We start from the raw sequence: 22317 nt of genomic DNA, 5'->3' as shown, positions 1-22317 counted from the left end.
AACAAGATGCTTATGCTGTTATTGGTGGTGTTGGTCGCCATCACGGCAGTTATTTGGGTGATTAGAGACCAGAAGAATGTCGCTGAGAATGATAAAAACATTTTCAACGGCTTTGATGTGAAAAGCATTAACCAGGTCAACCTTCAGTCGCCAAAAGGGTCTGTTGACCTGAAATATGATGGTGCCCGCTGGACTGTAAACGATCAGTACGCTGCCGATCCGGCAATGATCGAGGTAATGTTCGCAACGATGTTGCAGGCAATTCCCAAGCGCCCGGTTCCGACGCTTAGGCAGGATTCAATTGCCGGTGTTTTGCGAAAGGAAGGAATTCAGGTTACGATGCAGGCAGACGGTGAGCCCCGGATTTCTTTTTCGGCCGGTGGAAATATGGCAAAAACACAGTCTTATTTCCTGAGGGGCGACGACAAAGTGCCATATATCATGGTAATTCCGGGCTATCGGGTATACGTGTCCGGGATTTTCGAATTGAACGAGTCGGGCTGGCGGGACAAAAGAATTTTCGCTTTTAACTGGAGGCTGAATTTCAAAGATGTTGAAACGACTTACTCCCGAAATAAGGCAGACAATTTCCGGGTCGAATTGAAAGATCAGCTCCTCACTGTGCAGGGCCTGAGCACAGTTGACAGCGCCCGCCTTAACCAATATCTGAACGATGTGTCTCAACTCGCTGCCGACGAGTTTGTTGACACTAACAAGACCTTAGACAGCCTGTCCAAAACGCCGCCGGTGATGGAAGTTTCGGTGCACGATGTTGGCCGGACATACCTGTTACAACTTTTTCCTTATGCTGATAATCAGGGCCGTGTGGCCGGTTTAATCGGCGAAAAACAATGGGCCATGTTTAACCGGCGTGCGGTGACGAGCATCTCCAGGCCGCGCCGGTTTTTTGAGCCAAAGCCTTGAAAATCTGCTGGTTTTTTTGACAGGTTTGCCGAATTTTAAAATTCGGTTTTCTTTATAACTTTACCCCCTCTAAAATTTAACCACTAATGAAGTTCATTGTCAATTCGGCGTATCTGCTGAAGCAGCTCTCCAATATCAATGGTGTGATTACAACTAACCCGGTTGTACCGATTCTTGAGAATTTTCTCTTTGAACTTGAAAAAGGAAGTTTGACAGTAACTGCTTCTGATCTGCAGACGTCAATGATTACCGAACTTCAGGTGGAGTCAAAGGAGAAAGGCAGCATTGCAGTTCCTGCCCGCATTCTTCTGGACACTTTAAAGAATCTTCCTGAACAGCCAGTGACCTTTTCTATTGATGAGTCTACCTACAGCGTGGAAATCATCTCTGATAACGGACGCTATAAGCTCTCCGGTGAAAATGCTACCGACTTCCCGAAAGTACCTACCGTATCGAACGACTTCAGTGCGTTTATCTCAACGGAAGTACTGTCGCGCGCTGTTAACAATACGATCTTTGCTACAAGCAACGATGAATTGCGTCCGGCAATGACGGGCGTATACGTAAGCCTTGGAGACAAGAATACTACATTCGTTGCGACAGACGGACACCGTCTCGTTCGTTACCGTCGCAATGATGTGAAGTCCGACAACGGTGCTTCAATCATCATTCCCCGCAAGGCCCTGAATTTGCTCAAGGCGACATTGCCATCAGAAAATACCGAGGTTACGGTAAACTTTAACCTATCGAACGCATACTTTAAGTTCAATCATATTCGCATGATCTGCCGTCTGATCGACGAGCGTTTCCCTGATTATGAAAATGTCATTCCTAGTTCAAACAGCATCAAAATGTCTATTGAACGGACTGATTTATTGGGAGCGCTGAAACGGATTTCGATTTATGCGAACAAGACGACTCATCAGGTGCGTCTGAAAATCACCGGTAGCGAGCTTCAGATTTCTGCTGAAGATCTCGACTTCTCAAACGAAGCTAATGAACGCCTCTCCTGCGAGCATGACGGGGAAGACATCGAAATTGGATTCAACGCGAAGTTCCTCATCGAAATGTTGACGAACATGGATTCGCCGAAGATAAAGCTCACGATGTCGGCACCTAACAAGGCTGGTGTTATCTTACCCGCAGAAAAAGATAACAACGAAGACATCCTTATGCTCGTAATGCCCGTTATGCTAAACCAATACGTTTAAGCGCCCCGGGCGCCTGAAAGCATTACCCATTTGAGTTACACTTGACGACCAGGCCGTATTCAGGTTTGGTTTGGTTCAGTATGTGGTTTATTTGAGCAGATCATGAGATATACTTTCGTGCTTTTCCTTTTCGGCATCGTGTCGCTATGCCATGTGGCCCGGGCTCAAAATGCCATTCCGGAGTCGGATTCATTTATGAATCTGGTTGCATCTAACGAAGTTCACCAGTTAACTGAAAGCAAAAGAGCTTTGGCCGAACCATCCGGATACTTTTCAATGCAGCGCGAGATGTATAAAATTCCGCAGGAGCCAGGACAGAGAATGATGAAGGTGGGGAAAATTTTAACCTGCGTTGGAACGGCCACGGTAATCACCGGGTTACTGGTGTATAATAATCGGGACCCGAACTATTCAACGCAAGGCACCTATGGAACTACCTACAATGATGACCCGCACGAATCAGGTGGCCAGTTGCTGGTAGCCGCAGGTGTTGGAATGATTGTCCCCGGCGTGATGGTATGGATTCACGGTTCCAACAAGTTTCGTAAGCACGTCGAAAAAAGTACACAAGCCGTATATATTCCTGCGGGAAAATTGGGTTTAGGATATCGCTTCTGACAGAACGCTTCTTTGTAATGGCCGTTCCGCTAGGGCATCCCCTCCGCTCTGTTGCCTGTTATCGTTCCTCTTTTTCCAGTTTCAATCACCTCCATGTTTGATATCAGTCGCTGGTTTACGTCAAAGCGAACCAGTGTTTTGATCTTGTGGAAGCCGTGGTTGCCGGCAGCTCCGGGATTAATGAAAAGCATGTTGGCAAAAAGGACATCACGCTTGATAAGGAGCAGGTGAGAATGTCCGCAGACGAAAATGTCGGGAGGCGATTGCGTCAGTAGTTTCTTAACGCGTGGATTATAAGATGGCGGTTTTCCTCCGATGTGAGTGATGAAAATGTTTAAACCCTCGCATTTGAATTTCAGGTCTTCGGGGTACTGAATGCAAAGTTCCTTGCTGTCAATGTTGCCATGAACTGCTCGCAATGGTTTGAATGCACGAAGCGCGTCCGTAACAGCTCGATCACCAATGTCGCCGGCATGCCATATCTCATCGCACTGATCAAAATATTCAAAGACCTTAGGATCAAGATCTCCGTGGGTATCAGATAGCAGTCCTATTTTCATTGCATTCGTTTAACGTCATAGTCGGTGTGTGATGTGCTCCGCCATTGTGTTTCGAGGCACACTTAATATTTGAACTACAGTCCACTTAACCCCACTTCATTCTTGCTAAAATTATCCACTGTTGTCCAAAGAAAAACTATTTTGCCGAATGCTTTCGTCGATACTCAGGCATTATGGCATAAATGACTTTGAAGCGCACCCATTGGTCAGCGGTTTAATTAATCGCACCTGGAAGGTATCATCACCAACCGGTACTTTTATTCTCCAACGCGTCAATGATCAGGTATTCAAAGAGCCCTGGAAGCTCGCTGAAAATCTACATCGACTTGATCACTTCCTCAAGAGACATCAGCCGGATTATCTGTTTGTCGCTCCGGCGCCTGATCGCGATGGGAGAGACATGGTCGAAATAGGAGGAGAGGGATTCTTTCGTCTTATTCCTTACGTCCATAACTCACATACAATCTCGGTCGTAGAATCGCCGCAGCAAGCCTTCGAGGCCGCCTTTCAATTCGGGAAGTTCTCTCAATTGCTTTCTTCGTTTGATGCGAACGCCTTGCATCTTACTATACCCGACTTTCACAATCTTGCTCTGCGTTACGACCAGTTCGAACGGGCCGTCAACGTCGGCGATACAAGGAGGATAAAAGACAGTGCCGGACTCATAGACGAACTTCGCAGTCGTCGAAGTATCGTTGAGAAGTTTCTGCAAATAAGAAATACATCTGCCGCTAAGGTGAGGGTGATGCATCACGACACCAAGATCAGCAATGTATTATTTGATCCCGGAAACAAAGGCATATGTGTGATTGATTTGGATACTGTCATGCCCGGATACTTTATCAGTGATGTGGGCGATATGATGCGAACATATCTGTCTCCTGCCAGCGAAGAGGTGAAGGAGATGGACCAGATAGAAGTGAGAGCGGATTTTTTCCGTGCTATTGTTCAGGGATATCTCAAGGCGATGCACAGCGAATTGACGAACTATGAAAAGGAATTATTCTGCTATTCGGGATCCTTTTTGATTTACATGCAGGCGCTCCGCTTTTTGGCCGATCATTTGAACAATGATATTTATTATGGAGCGGCCTACGAAGGGCACAACTACATTCGCGCTCTCAATCAGCTAACGCTGTTAAAAAGATTTGAGGAAAATCTACCGTTATTGGAAGATATCGTAAAAGATGAAGTAGCGCACTGGACTAGTCGGCAGTGATCACTCAGCGGTTGTGAAATAAGTCAGATCTTGAAGAAGATTTTCTTTCTATAAAGAAAATTACACATGCTCCACTCGAGTGCAAAAATCACCAGCGATGTAATGACTGCAATGAGTGCGTGAGGCAGCAAAATGATTTCCAATAGTCCGGTCGTTATTGCACCTATGTATCCGTTAAACCAACGGCTTGCAACGATCTCTATGAAAAGGTAGATGAACAGTGAATTCATACCTACCACTACAAAAAAGCGCAGATGCTTCCGATGGTTCTTTATGTCGATCCACCAGTAGAAGAAACAAAGCGCCAGCACACACCATCCACCTGACACAAGAGTAAATGAACTCGTGGCAATGCGTTTGATAATTGGTGTTGTCGTCAGATCAAGTAAATACCCCACCGCCAGAGCCATTACGCCGCCAATGATCATCAACCTGATCTTATCGCGTGAAGGCTTGTCCGACATGAAAAGTTTACCAACTACAGCTCCCCATATAGTATGGGCAGCTGTTGGTATGCAGTTGATGGCCACCCATCCTCCATCATTGATCTTATTCATCAGTACAAGGTCCATGTAGTTTCCAAAATTGTGCTGGTCGGTAAAAGGCTGATCAAAGCCAGGTATGTTAGTGAACCGATAGAGGATTTCAGTAAGCAGGAGCAGGGCGAGACTGAAACCGATCTGAGCTTGTATCGACCATCCGAATATCAGAAATGCAACAAGCGTTGTGAACGACAGTTGTGTCAGCACATCCCAAAGCTCAAATGAAAGACCATCCCGGCGCACGGCGTAGTCGAGTACACCCCAGAAGAAGAGCCATGCCGAACGTTTGAGTGTTTTCAGAAACGATTGATTCCACGACATTCCAAAGGACTGTTGTCGCGTAATGGAATAGGCAAGAGCAACACCGGCCATAAACATGAAGCCAGGTTGAATGAGATCCCAGAATCTTAATCCGTGCCAGGGATGATGAAAAAACTGTTGAAGGAACGCACCGATGAAATTCGGTCCCGAGACTTCATATAAATTCTCGTAAAGCCTGGTGCTTTCCAGCACCAATAAAACCATGATTAATCCCCTCATGAAGTCAAGCGATAAGAGACGTGAGTGCTCGGTCAAAGGGCGGTCCGCCTGAGACGAATGAATAGGTTGGTTCATAGGGGAAAGTTCTACGGATAAATATAAACAATCAGTGACTTCATCAAAATTTCATGGCAATAGCGGGCAGACTTCTTTATTTTGATGCATGCTCGCGAAAAACGTACTCACATTCAGGTCTGCACTCGTCTTATCCCTTCTTTGGCTGCTTTCAGGGTGCCGGCCTTACTATACTCAGGAAGATTTTGCAAAGGTTAAAAAGATTGACACGCACGTCCACCTGAACAGCGCATCGAACGCGATGGGGAAACTTGCCGAGGAGGACAATTTCAGACTGGTAACAGTGAATGTCGACGCGCCGCGAATGTCCTTGCATCAACAGATGTCCTATGCGCTGCAGCAAAAGGCTAACTTTCCCAAGGACATATCCTTCCTTGCATCCTTCTCAATTCCGGAGGGCCAGCCGGCGGGATGGCAGGACCTTGTCATCAAACAACTCGACTCAGCCTTCAACAACGGAGCACTTGGAATAAAGGTGTGGAAGAACATCGGCATGGTTTACCGTGACACAGCGAATCGTTTCATCATGATCGACGATCCAATGTTTGATCCGATAATCAAGTTCGTGATCGGCCGCGACAAGATGGTGCTGGGACACATCGGTGAACCGAAAAATTGCTGGCTCCCGTTAGATCAGATGACGGTAAATAATGATCGAACGTATTTCGAGCGGCATCCGGAATATCACATGTTCCGACATCCGGAGTACCCTTCATATGAAGATCAGATCAATGCCCGGGACCGTTTCCTGGAGAAACATCCCGACTTGCGTTTCGTAGGGGCACACCTCGGCAGCCTCGAGTGGAGCGTTGATGAACTGGCGCGGCGTCTGGACAAGTTTCCCAAAATGGCAGTGGACATGGCCGCACGGATTGGTCACTTCCAGGTACAATCACAACACGACCGCGAGAAAGTGAGAAATTTTATCATCAAATATGCAGACCGGCTAATCTATGCTACCGATGGCGGACTCAGTCCGGATGTCGATCCTGATAAAAGCAAACAAGGTCAACACGATGCCTGGGTTCGGGACTGGACGTACTTTGCTACTTCGGAAATGTTGACTGTCCCTGAGGTAAATGGATCGTTCAAAGGATTGCAGCTGCCGAAGGACGTGATCAATAAGATCTATTATGAGAATGCGTTGAAGTGGTTTGGAATTGAGAATTGAAAGTTGAAATAGCTGTGGGTGCCCGCACGCGTGTGCCGTCTTCAATTTTCGAGTCTCAACTCTCAATTCTCAATTATTTTCTATATTGCCTTATTGTTTGACATGAGGTCGGCATGTGCCGACAATTTTTTGATATACTTAACTCGTGTCCTGGTCGTTTGCTGATATGTCGATGTTCCCGTTCATTCTGGCAATGAATCCGGGACATAAAGTTCGACGCTAACGATGCGGCAGCGTCGTAATTACTTCGGTTGATTAGAAGTGGTCACGACGAGCATTAATCGCCGCGCGCGAGCTTTGATCGAGTATAAGGTTTGTTTGGTCGTTTCAGCTTTGATTCGTAAAACAAATTTGACGGAATTTTGAAACCTTAAAGACTAACATAATTGCTTGCCCTATGAAAAGGTCATTTTTTGTTCTGCTACTTCTAGTGTCGTCCACGGCAAGTTTTTCCCAGGCTCCCGCTGATGCAGCGGCGTCGGAACCTCACACCCTGGGCGAACGCTTTCTGTACATGAAATCAAAGTCACAGTCATACGGTGCATATAAAGTTATCAAGGAGTCTACTCTCGATGGCGTATGGAAAATTGCCCAGGATAGCCTCGAGGCCAAGAAAAGAGCATTGGCAGCCGCAAATGGCGGCATAAACGCACTGAAGAATGAACTCAACCAGAAAATTGCGGCCGTAGCCGAAAAGGAAAAGTCAATGGCGGCGGTTCAATATGACAGCACGCACATCGATGTCATGGGCATTTCAATGCTTAAGGGTACCCTTCTGACGGTCGTGGCGATCAGTATAGCCGCACTATTGTTGTTCCTGGTACTGGTCATTGGACGTATGAAACTGCAGGCAAACGCACTAAGCGAACGCAACCTCGCCGTTAGCGCGCTTACTTCCGAATTCGAAGACTACAAACACCGGGCTATGGACAAGCAAACAAAGCTGTCCCGTGAACTTCAGGACGAGCGCAATAAGCTCCAGGCGATGATTCGCAATTCATAGGTCTGTTACATTTCCAATCGGGAAACTTCGGGGACCAGGCAAAGTCCCCAACAAAAGTCAGCGTCTGTTTTCGGAACTACTGGTACACACGCACGTAGTCGACCTCCATGCGCTGGGGCCAGATGCTCTCGTCTACACCCTGCATACCACCCCAGTTGCCGCCCACAGCGATGTTCATGATCAGATGAAATCTCTGATCAAATGGCCAGCCCTTGAAGTCTTCATTCGGCGCTCTGTCTACACTGTAATAACGATTATCGTCAACGAAGAAAGTCATCTTGTCTTTCGTCCATTCGATACCATAAACGTGGAAGGCATCGGATACATCTAATACCGTGACTTTGCCCTCCTTCTGTGTACCCTTAACATGATTGTAAGATTCAGTGTGTATCGTTCCATGCACGACTCCCGGATCAAAGCCAACGTGTTCCATAATATCGATCTCCCCGCTGGCGGGCCACCCTCCGTATTTCCAATCGGTGGAAAGCATCCATATAGCAGGCCACGTGCCTTTTCCTTTAGGGAGTTTAGCCCTTACTTCAACCCGACCATAAAGCCAGTCGCCCTTGCCTTTTGAGATTATCCTCGTCGACGTGTATGACTTTCCGCCCTTGTCTTCCTTGCGCGCCTCGATAACAAGATTTCCGTTCTCGATACGCACATTCTTCTGATCATTGGTGTAGTATTCGAGCTCATTGTTTCCCCAGCCACATACGTTCGGACAACCATCGCCTAAGTCGTAAGACCATTTGGATGCGTCCGGAACTCCGGGCTTATCGAACTCGTCTGACCAAACAAGTTGTTTGAAATCGGCATTGGCCCCAGGGTCTCCGTCATGACAGGCGAACAACGGAATGATAACGATTAGTGCGATTGAATATTTCAAGTTGTGCATGCAAGGTTGTTCATGTTGTTGATATAGATACTGGAACGTGAGTTTACAGATGTTTGTCTGGTTCCGTTAATTCTGAAGTGTTGTTAAGCAGGTACGACACACCACGACTCATCACATACTTTCCGCGATTATCATATATGGCCGTTGCGTTAAGAAGTATCTTCAAACGCGAGCCATCCTTTCGAACAAAGGTATGCCGAAGGTTACGGACGTAGCCCTGTCTCAAAAAAGAGGCGAAGTTCTCGCGGTATTCGGAGTGCTCCTCGGGTGCCAGCACACTTGTGATATGCATTTTTCCAACGACCTCATCATGCGTGTAGCCCAACCAGTTGAGCTCGGTCTGGTTCATCCGTACGATCAGACCGGAAGCATCAAGAGAGTGATAACCCGTTGGAGCGTTTTCATATAAATCGCGCATTTCGCGGAGTGTGTCTTCCGCCTTCTTGCTCGAATTATGGAGCGTCTCGTAAAATGATTGCAGCTCCTCAAAATTATCCTGAAGATCGCGATTGAGCTTTTCGGCAAGGTTGGATTTCCTCTCCAGTTCGAGCGTGCGTTCCTGCACATTCTCCTCAAGGTGTTTGTTGGCATCATGAAGCGATGCCAGTAGCTCCTGATTCTTCTTTTCCTTGTCCAGCAATGCCTTCAGTGCGAGGCCGGAGATAATGCAGATCATGGCGAAAGAAGAATAATGAAAGATATCGTTGATGGTGGTGATTTGCTTAAGGCTTGCGGCCCTTGACTTCAGCAGAGCATCCTCTTCATTCACCAGGCCCTGAAGTTCCGCCTTCAAACTCTTTAACTCGTTCCGGGTCGTGTCGTCACGGAGATTGAACGTCTCTGAGGAAACCGATTGAGACCCCTCATAAATTAGTTTTGCTGAAAGGCTGGTGAAGCGTTCTATATGGGGCTTGATGTGAGTTTGCAGTAGTGCCGTCTCCGACGCATTGTCAGAAACCAAACGCAATAGGGTGTCATAAGTATGCTGCACGAATGCCACCTCATGACGGTAAGTGGTCAGGTCCGAAGTGTCGCCCTTTAACAAAAACGCCCGTTCACAGTTCTCCGCATCGGTCAGCAAGAATTCGAGTTCCGTTGAATGCCTGATGATCTCGTAAGCCCGGTTGATGAGGGCCATGTATTGCTTCTTTTCCGAAACATTGATGTACTTAACCACGGCGCTGACCAACGCCAGCAGGATGGAGGCAACGAGCAGGTTGGCAACGCGGTTAGTCTTCATGGGTTGGTTAAACTAGCTTTTTTTGAGGCAACAATCAATCGAAACCGGCGCGGGAATACGGACCAGCAGGACGCTCACGAATGTGAAGGAAATTTTAACTTTATTTTGTAACCATGAGGGGATACCGAGGTTTACCAACTTGAAAAACAAAGGGAGAGATTGGAACAATTGTCAGACAATGCCTTGATGCTCAAGGTAAAAGACGGTGATCTGGACAGGCTGGGCCTGCTCTTTGAACGCTATAAGCGGCCATTGTATGGCTTCTTTTATAACATGAGCAAGGACGGAGAGCTGGCAGAGGACCTGGTTCAGAACGTGTTTTTCAGGATCCTCAAGTATCGGTACCTGTTCAGAGGCGACGGTGACTTCAAGACCTGGATGTTTCACATCGCGAGGAACGTGAGTCACGACAACTTCAAGAAGAACAAGATCAGGCATAAAGACCCGATCGAAGACTGGGAGGATCACATTCGTGATGACAATGACCGGGTAACAAGTATTCAGAAGGACGAGGAACTGCAACTCCTTTCCATGGCCATGGACAGGTTGCCTGAAGAAAAAAGAGAGTTGTTGCTGATGAGCAAATATCAGGATAAGAAGTACAAAGAGATTGGCGATATGTTGGGATGTACAGAGGGCGCGGTGAAAGTAAAAGTGTTCCGGGCGCTGCAGGATCTCAAGGCCGTATATAAACAGCTGGAGAAGCACATGTGATTTATGGAAGTAGAAAGAATACAGGAACTGATTGCCAAGTATAACGCGATGACCGCCGACCCTTCGGAGCTTCGTGAGATCGAGCAATTAATTGAACGCGGAATCATAGACATTTCTGATCTGGTTGAACTGCATGCAATAGAAGAAGGGATTGAGTCGCTGGAAACGCCAGTGCCTTCAATGTCGCTCGATGACAAGTTTCACGCGATGCTGCAAACTGAAAAGTCCAGATCCCGCCCTTCCACGTTGTTTTCATGGAAGTCATTATTCTCTGCTGAAGGGCTCATACCGAAGCTGTCATTTGCTTCAGTATTGCTTATGCTCGGGGTAGCAGGGGGAATGTTTCTGCGAAACTCGGACCAGGAGACCATCAAGGGTTTGACCGAGGAAGTCAGCGATATGAAGGAGATGATGATGCTGACCATGCTGGAGAAAGAATCACCCACCGAACGACTGAAGGCAGTAAGCCTCACGGAGGAAATGGACCAGGCGAGCAAGAAAGTAACAACGGCTCTTCTTCAGACTCTGAACAACGACGAGAATGTGAACGTGCGACTCGCAGCACTGGATGCACTACGGCAATATGCCCAGCAAGGCGAGGTGCGCGAAGCACTGATACGATCTATTACCAAACAGGACTCGCCACTAGTGCAGATTGCGCTGGCGGAATTGATGGCGGCCATGCAGGCCAAATCATCAGTGAAGGAGCTGCAAAAGATCGTTCACGATGACAATACGCCTAACGAAGTGAAGAAGAAAATCCAGGAAAGCATTGAAGTGTTGTCGTAACGTGTGCACCTGTAAACACAAGCCGATATCAATATGAAATCGTCATGCAGGTAGTTCCTCACAGGAATGAAAGTTTGCCCGACGATTCCAGATGTCTCTAAACAAATAAAATACTAACACATGAAACTCATTGGGATGATCATGTCCTTCATGGTCGCAACGGCACCACTATATGCTCAATCTTATACAGAGAAGATCAGCAAGACACTTAAGTTTGAAAAGGCCTCTGAGTCAAATGCCGTCATCATTGCCAATATCAACGGCAACGTAAGGGTTGAAGGCTACGAAGGAAGTGAAATCCGCGTGGAAGTCGAAAAGACGGTAACCGCTAAAACAACTGAACGCCTCGAAAAGGGAAAGCAGCAAATACAACTCGGCGTTATTGACCTTGCCGATACGGTAGTGCTGTACGTAGAGGGAGCGGCCGTTACCTTTGGCAGGAAAAACAGTAAGTCAAACAACCATTATAAAGGAAACTTTGGATACGACTGGTGCTGTGGAAATTGTAACAACGGGTGCAACTGCCGACTGGACTTTGATTACAAAATGGATTTTGTAGTGAAGGTCCCCTACAATGTTCACGTCGAGGCCGGCACGGTAAACAACGGAAACATCTCTGTCAGTAAAACCCGCGGGGTAGTGAGAGCAGACAATGTTAACGGCAGCATTAAACTCACAGACCTGATGCGCGAGTCAAGTGCAAGCACCATCAACGGAGATGTCGACATTGAATATACTTCAAACCCTAAAAAGGACTGCCGGTTCTACAGCCTCAATGGTGATATCAATGCCTGGTTTCAAAAAGGACTTGCAGCAAACATGAGCTTCGAGAGTTTTAATGGTGACTTTTATACAAACGTGACCAACCTCGAAAATCTACCTACGGCTATTGAGAAGGAATCAACGAGTAAGGGACTAAAGTACAAAGTGAATGGCAACCGATATCGAATCGGAAGTGGCGGTGCCGCAATGCTCGACTTTGAGACTTTCAATGGCAATGTATATCTGAAGGAAAGAACAAACCAGTAGCTAAGCTCCGCAGTAACACAATGAGCAGAAGCACTGAACAAAGTACAAAACAAGAATAAACAGGAAACGCGAAGACCACATGCTTACCTGGGACGCAAATGACCTTCGCAGCACAACAAACAAAGTAGTAAAACACTAACACTTCATAAGTAAAACACAGTATTAACGGAGGCTTTATCGGGAACGATGGGGCTGATTGGAAAATGGAAATGAATATGAAAAAGCAGACTTTAATTACAACGATTATCCTCGTCATCACGGCCCTGACTACGATAGCATTTGACACCCTGGCGCAGAATTCGAACGAGTTCACCGTACCACTTAGCGATCCTGCGAAACGCGGTAAGCTGAAGGCGCACATCAACTACGGCTCGATCAGCGTGAAAGGTACGGCACGCAAGGACATACTGGTTCGCTATAAAGCAGCAGACGACGGTGAGGATTCCAAAGAGAGTACCAAGAATGGCTTGAAAAAAATAGGCAGTGGCGGTATCGACTTTGAAGTCGCAGAGAGCGACAACAACGTGAAGGTTTCCTCCAACTCATGGAACAAGAAACTCATGCTTGAAGTAGAGGTGCCATCGGGAATTGATCTTGATGTGAAAACCTATAACGACGGCGATCTGGTGATCTCGAACATTCAGGGCGAGACTGTGCTCACCAACTACAACGGCGAAATTACTGCCACAAACATCAGCGGTTCAGTGATGGCTACTACATATAATGGTGACATCAAAGTAACCTTCGACAAAGTGACAGCAGGCACACCCATGTCTTACTCCACCTATAATGGCGACATTGACATAGCATTACCCGCCACACATAAGGCTTCTCTGAAGATGAAGACCGAACAAGGAGACATCTTTTCCGACTTCGACGTAGCATTCAAAAACACTGGCCCTGTCCAGCAAAAGAAAACGGACGCAGGTGTTTACAAAGTTATCGTCGATGAATGGAAGCGCGGTGATATTAACGGCGGCGGCCCGGAGCTCACGATAAAGAACTACAACGGTGACATCTTTATCAGGCGCAAGTAACGGAGGAGAATTGATAATTGACAATTGATAATTGATAATTGGAGACGGCCCCGTTTGGGGCCGTTTATTTTTAAGCGCGGTTGCGTTGTTTTCATAGGTGCCGCCCGTTGGCTATTATTATTCTAAACCTTCCCGCTTCTTCGCAATATCCCTTGTATTGATTGTATCAAACCTTTGTTTGTACTATCTGGATGCACGACGCCAACCTTGTCATTATACGTAACGCCTTGACAAAACCTTCAGACAATCTGATTTAAAAAAGGGCCGAAAGGCCCTCCAAAATTATCAATTATCAATTGTCAATTATCAATTCTTATTCTCCCTTGCTATCTCAAACTCCACCCTTCTATTCAACTTCCTGTCCTCATCCGTCCGCTCTTCAACAATTGGCTTTGAACTACCGTAGCCGTGGGCGGTGATACGGTCACCATCGATCTTAAATTCTTTAATCAGATAAGCCCTGATGGCATCGGCGCGGGCTGCCGAGAGCCGGAGGTTTGCGTCTTCTTTTCCCTGTGAATCAGTGTGTCCTGATATTTGAAGTTTGAATGAAGGATGGTCTATGAGAAAGTTGGCAAGCTTCGATAAGTCTTCGTGCATGGCCGGAAGTATGTTGGCCTTGCCGTTCTCAAACTCGAGCGTCTTGAAGGCAATATGACTTTCGATAGGATCAGCTTCCCTGTTGATCTCCATGTCGCCATCCATAAAGAACAGTTCTTCAATGCGAAAGAAATCATCACCCTGAATTACCAGGAGATAGTTGCGTTTGTTGATTAGCTGAAAATCAAACGAACCATTCTCACGAAGGAACTTTGGAGCAACCTCGACGCCGCGGTCAAGATCAATTACAGACACGATACCAGTAAACGGTTTCTTTGTCTCTGAATTAATCAGTGAGCCATGAAGTTTCGCGACTGCTGTTGGCTGTGCTTCCATAGGAACCGGAAAAGAAAACAAGTCGAGGTTTTCAATATCGTTGCTGGAAGAACGCGCATAGTAAAGATTGCGCGACTCAGAATCGATGGTGAAGTAGTATTCACTTCCGGAACCATTTACCAACGGACCAATGTTCTTCGGCTCATCCCAGGCGTAGGTTCGTTTGTTTGATTTATAGATGTCGAAGTCACCAAATGTCAACGGCTGACCGTTCGAGCTAAAGTACAGGACATTGTGGCTGTGATGAAAGAAGGGACTTACTTCGAAGCCGCGTGTGTTAACAATAGGACCGAGGTTTTGAGCTTTCTGCCACTGACCGTCACTGCCTTTCACGCTGTAATAGATGTCCGACATGCCAAAACCACCAATGCGATCAGATGCAAAGAACAGGGTGTCGCCTGTATGAGAGAGTGACGGTTGTGAATCCCATCCCGCAGAGTTAACGGCGGCTCCCAGATTTCTGGCAGTACCCCAGGTACTATCCGCTTTCAGCTGCGAGACAAAGATGTCGCAGTTGCCCATTGAGTTGGGAGAATTACATCGTGCAAAAAAAAGTTGCTTGCCGTCTGTGCTGAGACAGGCCGAACCTTCGTTGTAGGGTGTATTGACATTCTTAAACTCCTCAGCAAATTCCCAAAGACTATCCTGTCGAATGGTGAAGAACAGATCTTCGTTGTAACTCTTGTTCATCGGATCTGCATGCTTGTTACGCTTTGATGTGAACAGCAGGATATTATCAACATTCCCGATGGTTGGACCGTAGTCTTCCTTATTGGAATTGATCATCTCACCCATGTTAAGCAATACTCCGGCAGGCGGACGAAGTGTGTCGATCTCTTTACGATATGCAACGAGTTCGTAATACTCTTTTAATGGAACGTAAAGGTCTACGTCGTCCTTTGTTAGTGAGTCGTAAACTTTCTTTGACCGCGTCTGATCACTGGTCTTTTGGAAGTGTTTAAGAATGAGTTTGTACAGCAGTACTGCTTCGCCCGGAGGACCATATCGCCGCGACAATTTTGCAAGGTCCCAGAGAAGTTGGGAATCGATGGAAAAATTATCGGGACCGAAATTCTTTACATATGCACGCAGGTCAGTGTACGCCTGCTGATCGTCGCCGGCCCGTATGAGCTTACGGATTCGATCGAGCTTTGCACGGTCGCTATAGAACAGTGTTTTGTTCACATTTGGGAACAAAAAAATGTCAGATTGGCTGTATGTTGTCAGGCTATCGTCCAGTTGAATAGCTCCAGCCCGTTTGTACTTTTTTCCTGGTTTCTGGGCCTTCAGGGGAGCGTGCATCATCAGGCAAAAAGCCGGAATCAGGATCAAAAAATAGGATTTCACTAAACCTCCGTTGCTAAAAGTCACGCCAACGTTAAAGTTGAAACAAATTTGCTTCTTTTACAACTCTCTTGGCACTACTATTGTCCTATCTGGCAGACCTGATAAAATCCGGGTTACTTGACTCGGAATAACGTCAGTTTGTCACTATCCATACATGTTTAAAGCATTGCCCATACAACTTGTACAGGAGGAGTCGGATGACCTCATCCAACTGATAAACCCTGAACAAGATTCAGATATCAAGCCGGAGGATCTTCCGGCAGAATTGTCCATCCTTCCGATTAAGAATACTGTCCTGTTTCCCGGTGTTGTTATACCCATCACCGTCGGTCGCCAGAAGTCCATTAAGTTGGTAAAGAAGGCATACCAGGGAAACCGGATAATCGGTGTAGTCGCGCAGAAGAATCCTCAGGCGGAAGAACCATCTGTTGATGATCTTTATCGCACAGGAACGATCGCGCGCATTATCAAGATGCTTGTGCTTCCCGATGGAAATACAACGATCATCATCCAGGGAAAGAGCCGGTTTGTCGTGAAAGAGTTTGTTCAGGAGGAGCCTTATCTGACAGCTCAGATAGAACTCCAGCACGAGCCGCCCACAAATACGAACAGCAAGGAAACGCAGGCGTTGATTCAGTCGCTGAAAGATGCAGCGACAAAAATACTGAAACTCAATCCTGAAATACCGATCGAGGCGCAGGTCGCACTCGACAACATTACCAGCATGTCTTTCCTGGTGCACTTCCTCGCTTCTAACCTGAATGTAGAGGTTGTTGATAAGCAAAAGATCCTCGAGACAAAAGGACTTAACGACCGGGGAACGCTCTTGCTTCAATACATGCTGAAGGACATTCAGATGCTGGAGATCAAGAACGAGATCCAGAAGAAAGTTCACACTGATATAGACCAACAGCAGCGCGACTACTTCCTCAGGCAACAGATCAAAGTACTGCAAGACGAGTTGGGTTATGATGGCCCTGACAAGGAAGTTGAAAAACTTCGTAAGCGCGCCGAATCCAAGAAGTGGCCTGTGGCTGCAGCTGCGCATTTCAATAAAGAACTTGATAAGTTACTACGCATTAACCCGATGGCTGCCGAGTATCCGGTAGCTATGAACTATGTTGAGTTCATGCTCGACATGCCATGGGAAGATTATACCGTCGACGACTTTGATCTGAAGCGTGCAAAGAAAATCCTGGACCAGGATCACTTTGGACTTACCAAGGTGAAGACGAGGATCCTGGAATATCTTGCCGTGCTGAAGCTGAAGCGCGACATGCGCGGCCCTATCCTTTGTTTGTACGGACCTCCCGGTGTTGGAAAGACTTCGCTCGGCCGATCAATAGCCAAGGCGTTGCAAAGGAAATATGTGCGCATGTCTCTGGGTGGCGTTCACGACGAAGCCGAGATAAGAGGGCACAGAAAGACCTATGTCGGGGCCATGCCGGGTAAGATCTTGCAAAACATTAAGAAAGCACAGTCGTCCAACCCGGTTTTCATTCTTGACGAGATCGACAAAGTGAAGTCTGACTTCAGAGGCGACCCTTCTTCGGCGTTGCTTGAAGTTCTTGATCCCGAACAGAACAGCACATTTGGAGATAACTACCTCGAAGTCGAATACGATCTTTCGAAGGTATTGTTCGTAGCCACGGCAAACTCTTTGGATACCATACATCCTGCTTTGCGCGATCGAATGGAAATCATTGAGATCACAGGTTACACGCAGGAAGAAAAAGTTGAGATCGCTGTGAAGCACCTGTTCCCTAAACAGCTGAAGGAACATGGACTAAAGGCATCGCAGATAAAAATATCCAGGCCGGCAATCGCCCGTATTATTAATAGTTATACGCGCGAGTCTGGCGTTCGTACTCTGGAGCGTAAGATCGGTACGGTGGTAAGAAGTATTGCCAAGTCGGTAGCGATGGAGGAAGAGTTTGATAAACTCATCACCGAGGAAACGGTACGCAAAGTGTTAGGCGCCGAGATATTCGATGAAGAATTGTATCAGGGCAATGACATTGCAGGTGTTGTAACCGGCCTTGCATGGACCCAGGTCGGTGGCGAAATTCTTTTCGTGGAGTCAAGCCTGAGCAAAGGCAAAGGTGGATTAACGATTTCCGGACAACTGGGCGACGTGATGAAAGAATCAGCGGTTGCTGCACTTTCGTACCTCAAGTCAAATGCTGGACGTCTGGAAATAGATCATCGCGTATTTCAACAATATGACTTACACATCCACGTGCCGGCAGGGGCAGTTCCCAAAGACGGACCCTCAGCAGGCATAACGATGTTTACATCACTCGCTTCGATATATACTCAGCGAAAGGTGAAGTCGAAGCTCGCCATGACAGGAGAGATTACGCTTCGTGGTAAGGTGCTTCCGGTTGGAGGTATCAAGGAGAAGATCCTGGCTGCGAAGCGCAGCGGTATCAAAGAAATTATCCTTAGCGCGAAGAACAAGCGCGATATCGATGAGATTGAAAAGAACTATCTCAAAGGACTGACATTCCATTATGTGTCAGATGTCGACGAAGTGTTGAAAATTGCTTTGCTAAAGGACAAGATCGACAACCCGATGACGTTCAATCTTTCTGAGCAGAAGGTCAACGGTTAACTTCGCTTATCCCTAACAAATTTGTGGCGGTTTCATGTGATCTCAATAACAATTTGGACACATGAAATCGCCATTACTGTTATCGAACTCTTTGACAATGCTACCGGCGTCTGCACGCATCTTTTCAACAAAAAGGAATATATTATCACTTGAAATGTTCATCATCAAAGGTCAGACCCGGGGCAAAAACTAAGCATTTACATTCCATCGGTACTATCATTCTCACAGCTGAGCGGCACGATTCAGCTATAAGATTCTCAACAGAATAAAAGAATTAGACAGATGAAATCCTTAGTTTTGAAAGGATTGGTCATCAACGGCACGCATGCGGAATGCGCTTTGGATTTATGTGTTGATTTGCAGCTCTTCATCAGCCCTGGCACAGAACGTGGTTAGAAAATCGTTCGAATTTTTGCAGGTCCCTTCAGCCGCCCGGTTATCAGCCCTCGGAAACATCAACGTGTCGCTATCTGATCGCGATGTCAATTTCGTTCAGTTTAATCCTGCATTAAATAGCGACAGCCTCGGTGGCGTAGCAGCTGTAAACTATCAGTTCTATGTTGCCGGAATCGGAAACTCATCAGTAAAATATGTTCACAACTTTGACAGGGTAGGAGCGGTGTCGTTTGGTGTTCAACATCTCAGCTATGGAACGATAAAAAGCTATGATGCGTCAGGGAATGAAATTGGAGACTTCAAGGCAGGGGAGTCGGCAATTACGATCAGCAAATCGCATCAGCTGGGAAATTTTCGCCTCGGGGTGACGACCACTTTTGCCTTCTCAAATCTTGCAGGTTTCAGGGCGAGTGCGGCGCTTGTCAATGTGGGAGGGCTCTTTATCCATCCTAACCGAAGGCTCACGATTGGGATGTCCGTTACAAATCTCGGATTTATGATGTCTGATTACTCAGGCACGAGTGATACGAGACTTCCTTTAAATGTTCAATTGGGCACCACATTTAAACCTGAGCACCTGCCAGTACGGTTTTCAATTACGGCCTGGCGTTTGACTGATCCGGAAGCGTATTATGATTCCGCATCAAACGCGTCAAGGCCATCGACGTTTGATCAAGTGCTGCGACATCTTAATTTTGCGGCCGAGGTTTTGTTGCATCGAAACGTGGACCTGCTGGTAGGTTACAACCACGGCATGCATCAGGAATTGAAATTAAATAATGGCGGTGGCGGTGCCGGCATCACATTTGGCTTCTCAGTGCATATTCGTTCGTTCGAATTTACATTTAGTCGCAGTGCTTTTGTTGCCGGACAAGCGGGATATGCATTGTCGCTATCGCAGAATATGAATAAACTTTTGAGACGGAGGTAATTTTTATGGATGACAAATATTTGACACCAAAGCAGATTGTTGCTGAATTGGATAAATACATAATAGGCCAGTACGAAGCCAAACGCAATGTGGCGATAGCTCTTCGTAATCGCTGGCGCAGGATGCATGTGAAGCGCGATATCCAATCGGAGATCGTCCCTAACAACATATTAATGATCGGAGCCACAGGCGTTGGAAAAACAGAAATTGCACGTCGGCTTGCCAAGATCGCGGATGCTCCCTTTGTTAAAGTGGAAGCTTCGAAATTTACGGAGGTCGGATATGTGGGACGTGACGTCGAAAGTATGGTGCGTGACCTGGTTGAACAGGCAGTCAACATGGTGAAGGCCCGAAAGAAAGAAGAGGTGAAAGAGAAGGCGGCTGTGTCAGTGGAAGATATCATACTCGACGCATTAATTCCGCCGTTGCGTCAGCAGTCTCAGTCTCCGCGAGTGCCAGGCTTTTCTTCCGAAAACACAGACGAGATACCCGCATCTGATGCAGAACTGAACGAACGTACCCGGAATCACTTCCGCGAAAAGATCCGTAAGGGTGAAATGGACGATCGTAAGATCGACATCAACATCAAGGGCAACGGTGGGTCTAATGTCGGAATGATCGGCGCCGGCATGATGGATGAGGTGTCGATGATGAACCTCCAGGAAATGATCAACGGCATGATGCCGAAGAAGAGTAAAAAAAGGAAGGTGACCGTAGCTGAGGCCCGTCATATTCTTATGGAAGAGGAGGCCGCTAAGTTGATCGACATGGACGAAGTGAAGGAGGAGGCGATCCGCCACGCAGAACAATCGGGTATCATATTTATCGATGAGATTGACAAGATTGCCTCGGGAAACAAGAAGGGTGGGGGCGGCCCTGACGTCAGCCGTGAGGGTGTTCAACGCGACCTGTTGCCAATCGTCGAAGGTAGTACGGTGAGCACAAAACATGGAGTGATTAAAACGGACCACGTCCTGTTCATTGCTGCAGGTGCTTTTCATATTTCAAAGCCATCGGATCTTATCCCAGAGTTACAGGGACGTTTCCCGATTCGCGTTGAGCTCAACAACCTCACGCGTGAAGATTTTGTACGCATTCTCAAGGAACCTAAGAACGCACTGACAAAACAATATCAGGCCTTGTTTGAGGCGGAAGGTGTAGAGGTTGAGTTTACGGACGACTCGATCGAGCAGATCGCTGTAACAGCGACTGAAGTAAACGCGGAGATCGAGAACATCGGTGCGCGACGCCTGCACACAGTGATGAGCAAACTATTGAACGAACTCTTGTTCGATGTGCCGGATAAGATCGCAGCCAATTCAAAAGTGACGATCGACGCCGAAATGGTGAAGTCGAAGCTTGTTGGCCTGGTGAAGAACAGGGATTTAAGCGAATATATTCTGTAATGCGGATTGGACTAGCAATCATTTTATTGGTTGCCGCAGTACGTGCTATCGCGCAGGGCGATGTTCAGGTGGAATCTCATGCACCCAGTGCGTACGACTCTACGCGTTCGATATATATACAATCATTTCCCGATCACTTTTTTATCTGGCCTGTCTTTAAACAGCGCCAGCTCGAGTTTCGTATCGAAGATGTTGAAACCAGAGATGCGCGATTGATATATAGACCCAACCGCCCGTACTCACTGGGATTGGGTGTTTACATGTTTGAGGTTGTACTGGAACTTACCGGTTCACTTCCGGTAAGTTCACACAGCGAAGAAATTTATGGTGAGTCCCGTGCACGCGATTTTCAGGTAAATATGTTCGGTAAGAAATGGGGACTGGATCTTTACCGTCAAAAATACGAGGGCTTTTATATCGTTGATCCTTCCAATCCTGTCGCACAAGGGACGCCTTTCCCACAACGCCCCGATATTTACACGCGCAACATTTACGGAACTCTAAGCTATACTTTCAATAACAAGAAATTCTCATTGCGGTCCGCTTATAACTTCACTGAACGTCAGTTGAAGAGTTCCGGATCGTTCCTGTTGTTTGGTTCTCTCAATGGATTTAAAACACGTGGCGACTCTGCATTGCTGGGACCCGAATATCAATCGCAGTTTGGCTCGGATGCGAAAATTATGGAGATACGATCCACTCATCTCGGAGCAGCACCGGGATATACTTATAGTCTGATACATCGGACAGGCCTCTTCATCAATGGCGTGTTCGCGCTGGGGCCGGCAGCAAACTGGATTCTATACAAATCCGTAGACGGAAGCGAAGCCAAGGATGTTAAGTTCAATTCGTTTTATGTGGCGCGTATAGCCATGGGGTATAATGGTGATCGCTTTTTTGCAGGAATCAGCTATGGCGGTCAGTCCACCACTGCGCGGTTTGAATCAGTACGGCTGCGATCGTCGACAGGCACGTTGAAAATACTCTTTGGATTCAGACTGAAAGAATTCGGTCTCCTGAAAAGACGGGTGACAGAGATACCGGAAGCTTTTGGAATCGGGAATTGAGAGGGCGTTAGCCCTCGGCTAGTCCTGCGATGTTAGTCCTGAGTCGTTAGTCC

Annotated in this window: 19 protein-coding genes; 14 read left to right on the top strand and 5 right to left on the bottom strand. The window is 47.0% G+C overall.

Annotated elements, in window-relative coordinates:
- Window positions 1-6: 6 nt before the first annotated feature.
- The 3 genes from WBG78_RS10250 (at window position 7) to WBG78_RS10240 (ending at window position 2753) form a co-directional block, all read left to right on the top strand.
- Entirely contained in the window at window positions 7-924 is a 918-nt protein-coding gene (locus tag WBG78_RS10250; RefSeq protein ID WP_337326328.1) for a DUF4340 domain-containing protein, read from the top strand.
- 86 nt (window positions 925-1010) lie between these two features.
- Window positions 1011-2135, top strand: coding sequence for a DNA polymerase III subunit beta (dnaN, locus tag WBG78_RS10245; RefSeq protein ID WP_337326327.1), 1125 nt, complete (start codon window positions 1011-1013; stop codon window positions 2133-2135).
- A gap of 102 nt (window positions 2136-2237) precedes the next feature.
- Window positions 2238-2753 (top strand): hypothetical protein, encoded by a 516-nt coding sequence (locus tag WBG78_RS10240; RefSeq protein ID WP_337326326.1) that lies wholly within the window; start codon window positions 2238-2240, stop codon window positions 2751-2753.
- A 29-nt stretch (window positions 2754-2782) separates the two neighbouring features.
- Here WBG78_RS10240 and WBG78_RS10235 read toward each other — a convergent pair whose 3' ends face one another.
- Window positions 2783-3313, bottom strand: a complete 531-nt coding sequence (locus WBG78_RS10235) for a metallophosphoesterase family protein (RefSeq protein ID WP_337326325.1) — start codon at window positions 3311-3313, stop codon at window positions 2783-2785.
- Between the two features lie 148 nt (window positions 3314-3461).
- Between WBG78_RS10235 and WBG78_RS10230 the strand changes: the two genes are divergently transcribed.
- On the top strand, window positions 3462-4532 hold the full coding sequence (locus WBG78_RS10230) for a phosphotransferase enzyme family protein (RefSeq protein WP_337326324.1): 1071 nt from the start codon (window positions 3462-3464) through the stop codon (window positions 4530-4532).
- A 23-nt stretch (window positions 4533-4555) separates the two neighbouring features.
- On the opposite strand, the gene WBG78_RS10225 is transcribed toward WBG78_RS10230, so the two are convergent.
- A complete protein-coding gene (locus WBG78_RS10225; protein WP_337326323.1) occupies window positions 4556-5689 on the bottom strand; it encodes an acyltransferase family protein in 1134 nt (377 codons plus the stop codon).
- 88 nt (window positions 5690-5777) lie between these two features.
- Between WBG78_RS10225 and WBG78_RS10220 the strand changes: the two genes are divergently transcribed.
- Both WBG78_RS10220 and WBG78_RS10215 read left to right on the top strand, forming a co-directional pair.
- Complete coding sequence (locus tag WBG78_RS10220) at window positions 5778-6860, top strand: amidohydrolase family protein (protein ID WP_337326322.1); 1083 nt, start codon at window positions 5778-5780, stop codon at window positions 6858-6860.
- Window positions 6861-7257: 397 nt separating this feature from the next.
- Window positions 7258-7863 (top strand): hypothetical protein, encoded by a 606-nt coding sequence (locus WBG78_RS10215; RefSeq protein WP_337326321.1) that lies wholly within the window; start codon window positions 7258-7260, stop codon window positions 7861-7863.
- Window positions 7864-7939: 76 nt separating this feature from the next.
- Here the strand turns inward: WBG78_RS10215 and WBG78_RS10210 are convergent, their stop codons facing one another.
- Together WBG78_RS10210 and WBG78_RS10205 are read right to left on the bottom strand one after the other, a co-directional pair.
- A complete protein-coding gene (locus tag WBG78_RS10210; RefSeq protein WP_337326320.1) occupies window positions 7940-8758 on the bottom strand; it encodes a glycoside hydrolase family 16 protein in 819 nt (272 codons plus the stop codon).
- 43 nt (window positions 8759-8801) lie between these two features.
- Window positions 8802-9998 (bottom strand): CHASE3 domain-containing protein, encoded by a 1197-nt coding sequence (locus WBG78_RS10205; protein WP_337326319.1) that lies wholly within the window; start codon window positions 9996-9998, stop codon window positions 8802-8804.
- Window positions 9999-10184: 186 nt separating this feature from the next.
- Here WBG78_RS10205 and WBG78_RS10200 point away from each other — a divergent pair, with 186 nt between their 5' ends.
- The 4 genes from WBG78_RS10200 (at window position 10185) to WBG78_RS10185 (ending at window position 13567) form a co-directional block, all read left to right on the top strand.
- Window positions 10185-10712: an RNA polymerase sigma factor gene (locus WBG78_RS10200; protein ID WP_337326318.1), complete on the top strand. Its 528-nt coding sequence runs from the start codon at window positions 10185-10187 to the stop codon at window positions 10710-10712.
- 3 nt (window positions 10713-10715) lie between these two features.
- Window positions 10716-11501: a HEAT repeat domain-containing protein gene (locus tag WBG78_RS10195; RefSeq protein WP_337326317.1), complete on the top strand. Its 786-nt coding sequence runs from the start codon at window positions 10716-10718 to the stop codon at window positions 11499-11501.
- Between the two features lie 120 nt (window positions 11502-11621).
- On the top strand, window positions 11622-12530 hold the full coding sequence (locus WBG78_RS10190; RefSeq protein WP_337326316.1) for a hypothetical protein: 909 nt from the start codon (window positions 11622-11624) through the stop codon (window positions 12528-12530).
- A gap of 215 nt (window positions 12531-12745) precedes the next feature.
- Window positions 12746-13567 (top strand): DUF4097 family beta strand repeat-containing protein, encoded by an 822-nt coding sequence (locus WBG78_RS10185; protein ID WP_337326315.1) that lies wholly within the window; start codon window positions 12746-12748, stop codon window positions 13565-13567.
- Window positions 13568-13873: 306 nt separating this feature from the next.
- Here the strand turns inward: WBG78_RS10185 and WBG78_RS10180 are convergent, their stop codons facing one another.
- Window positions 13874-15835 (bottom strand): OmpA family protein, encoded by a 1962-nt coding sequence (locus WBG78_RS10180; protein ID WP_337326314.1) that lies wholly within the window; start codon window positions 15833-15835, stop codon window positions 13874-13876.
- A gap of 169 nt (window positions 15836-16004) precedes the next feature.
- Here WBG78_RS10180 and lon point away from each other — a divergent pair, with 169 nt between their 5' ends.
- The 4 genes from lon to WBG78_RS10160 all read left to right on the top strand — a co-directional run bounded on the left by lon (window position 16005) and on the right by WBG78_RS10160 (window position 22264).
- Entirely contained in the window at window positions 16005-18464 is a 2460-nt protein-coding gene (gene lon / locus WBG78_RS10175; protein WP_337326313.1) for an endopeptidase La, read from the top strand.
- Window positions 18465-18789: 325 nt separating this feature from the next.
- Window positions 18790-19791 (top strand): type IX secretion system protein PorQ, encoded by a 1002-nt coding sequence (porQ, locus tag WBG78_RS10170; protein ID WP_337326312.1) that lies wholly within the window; start codon window positions 18790-18792, stop codon window positions 19789-19791.
- A 5-nt stretch (window positions 19792-19796) separates the two neighbouring features.
- Window positions 19797-21197: an ATP-dependent protease ATPase subunit HslU gene (gene hslU, locus WBG78_RS10165; RefSeq protein WP_337326311.1), complete on the top strand. Its 1401-nt coding sequence runs from the start codon at window positions 19797-19799 to the stop codon at window positions 21195-21197.
- Entirely contained in the window at window positions 21197-22264 is a 1068-nt protein-coding gene (locus WBG78_RS10160; protein WP_337326310.1) for a DUF4421 family protein, read from the top strand. The genes hslU and WBG78_RS10160 overlap by 1 nt, the downstream gene beginning before the upstream one ends.
- Window positions 22265-22317 lie beyond the last annotated feature (53 nt).

It is taken from the genome of Chryseolinea sp. T2 (assembly GCF_037203685.1).
In the GTDB taxonomy this organism is placed as follows: Bacteria; Bacteroidota; Bacteroidia; order Cytophagales; family Cyclobacteriaceae; genus Chryseolinea.
Note: the sequence above shows the minus strand (reverse complement) of the source record. Positions and strands in the feature narration are given on the sequence as shown.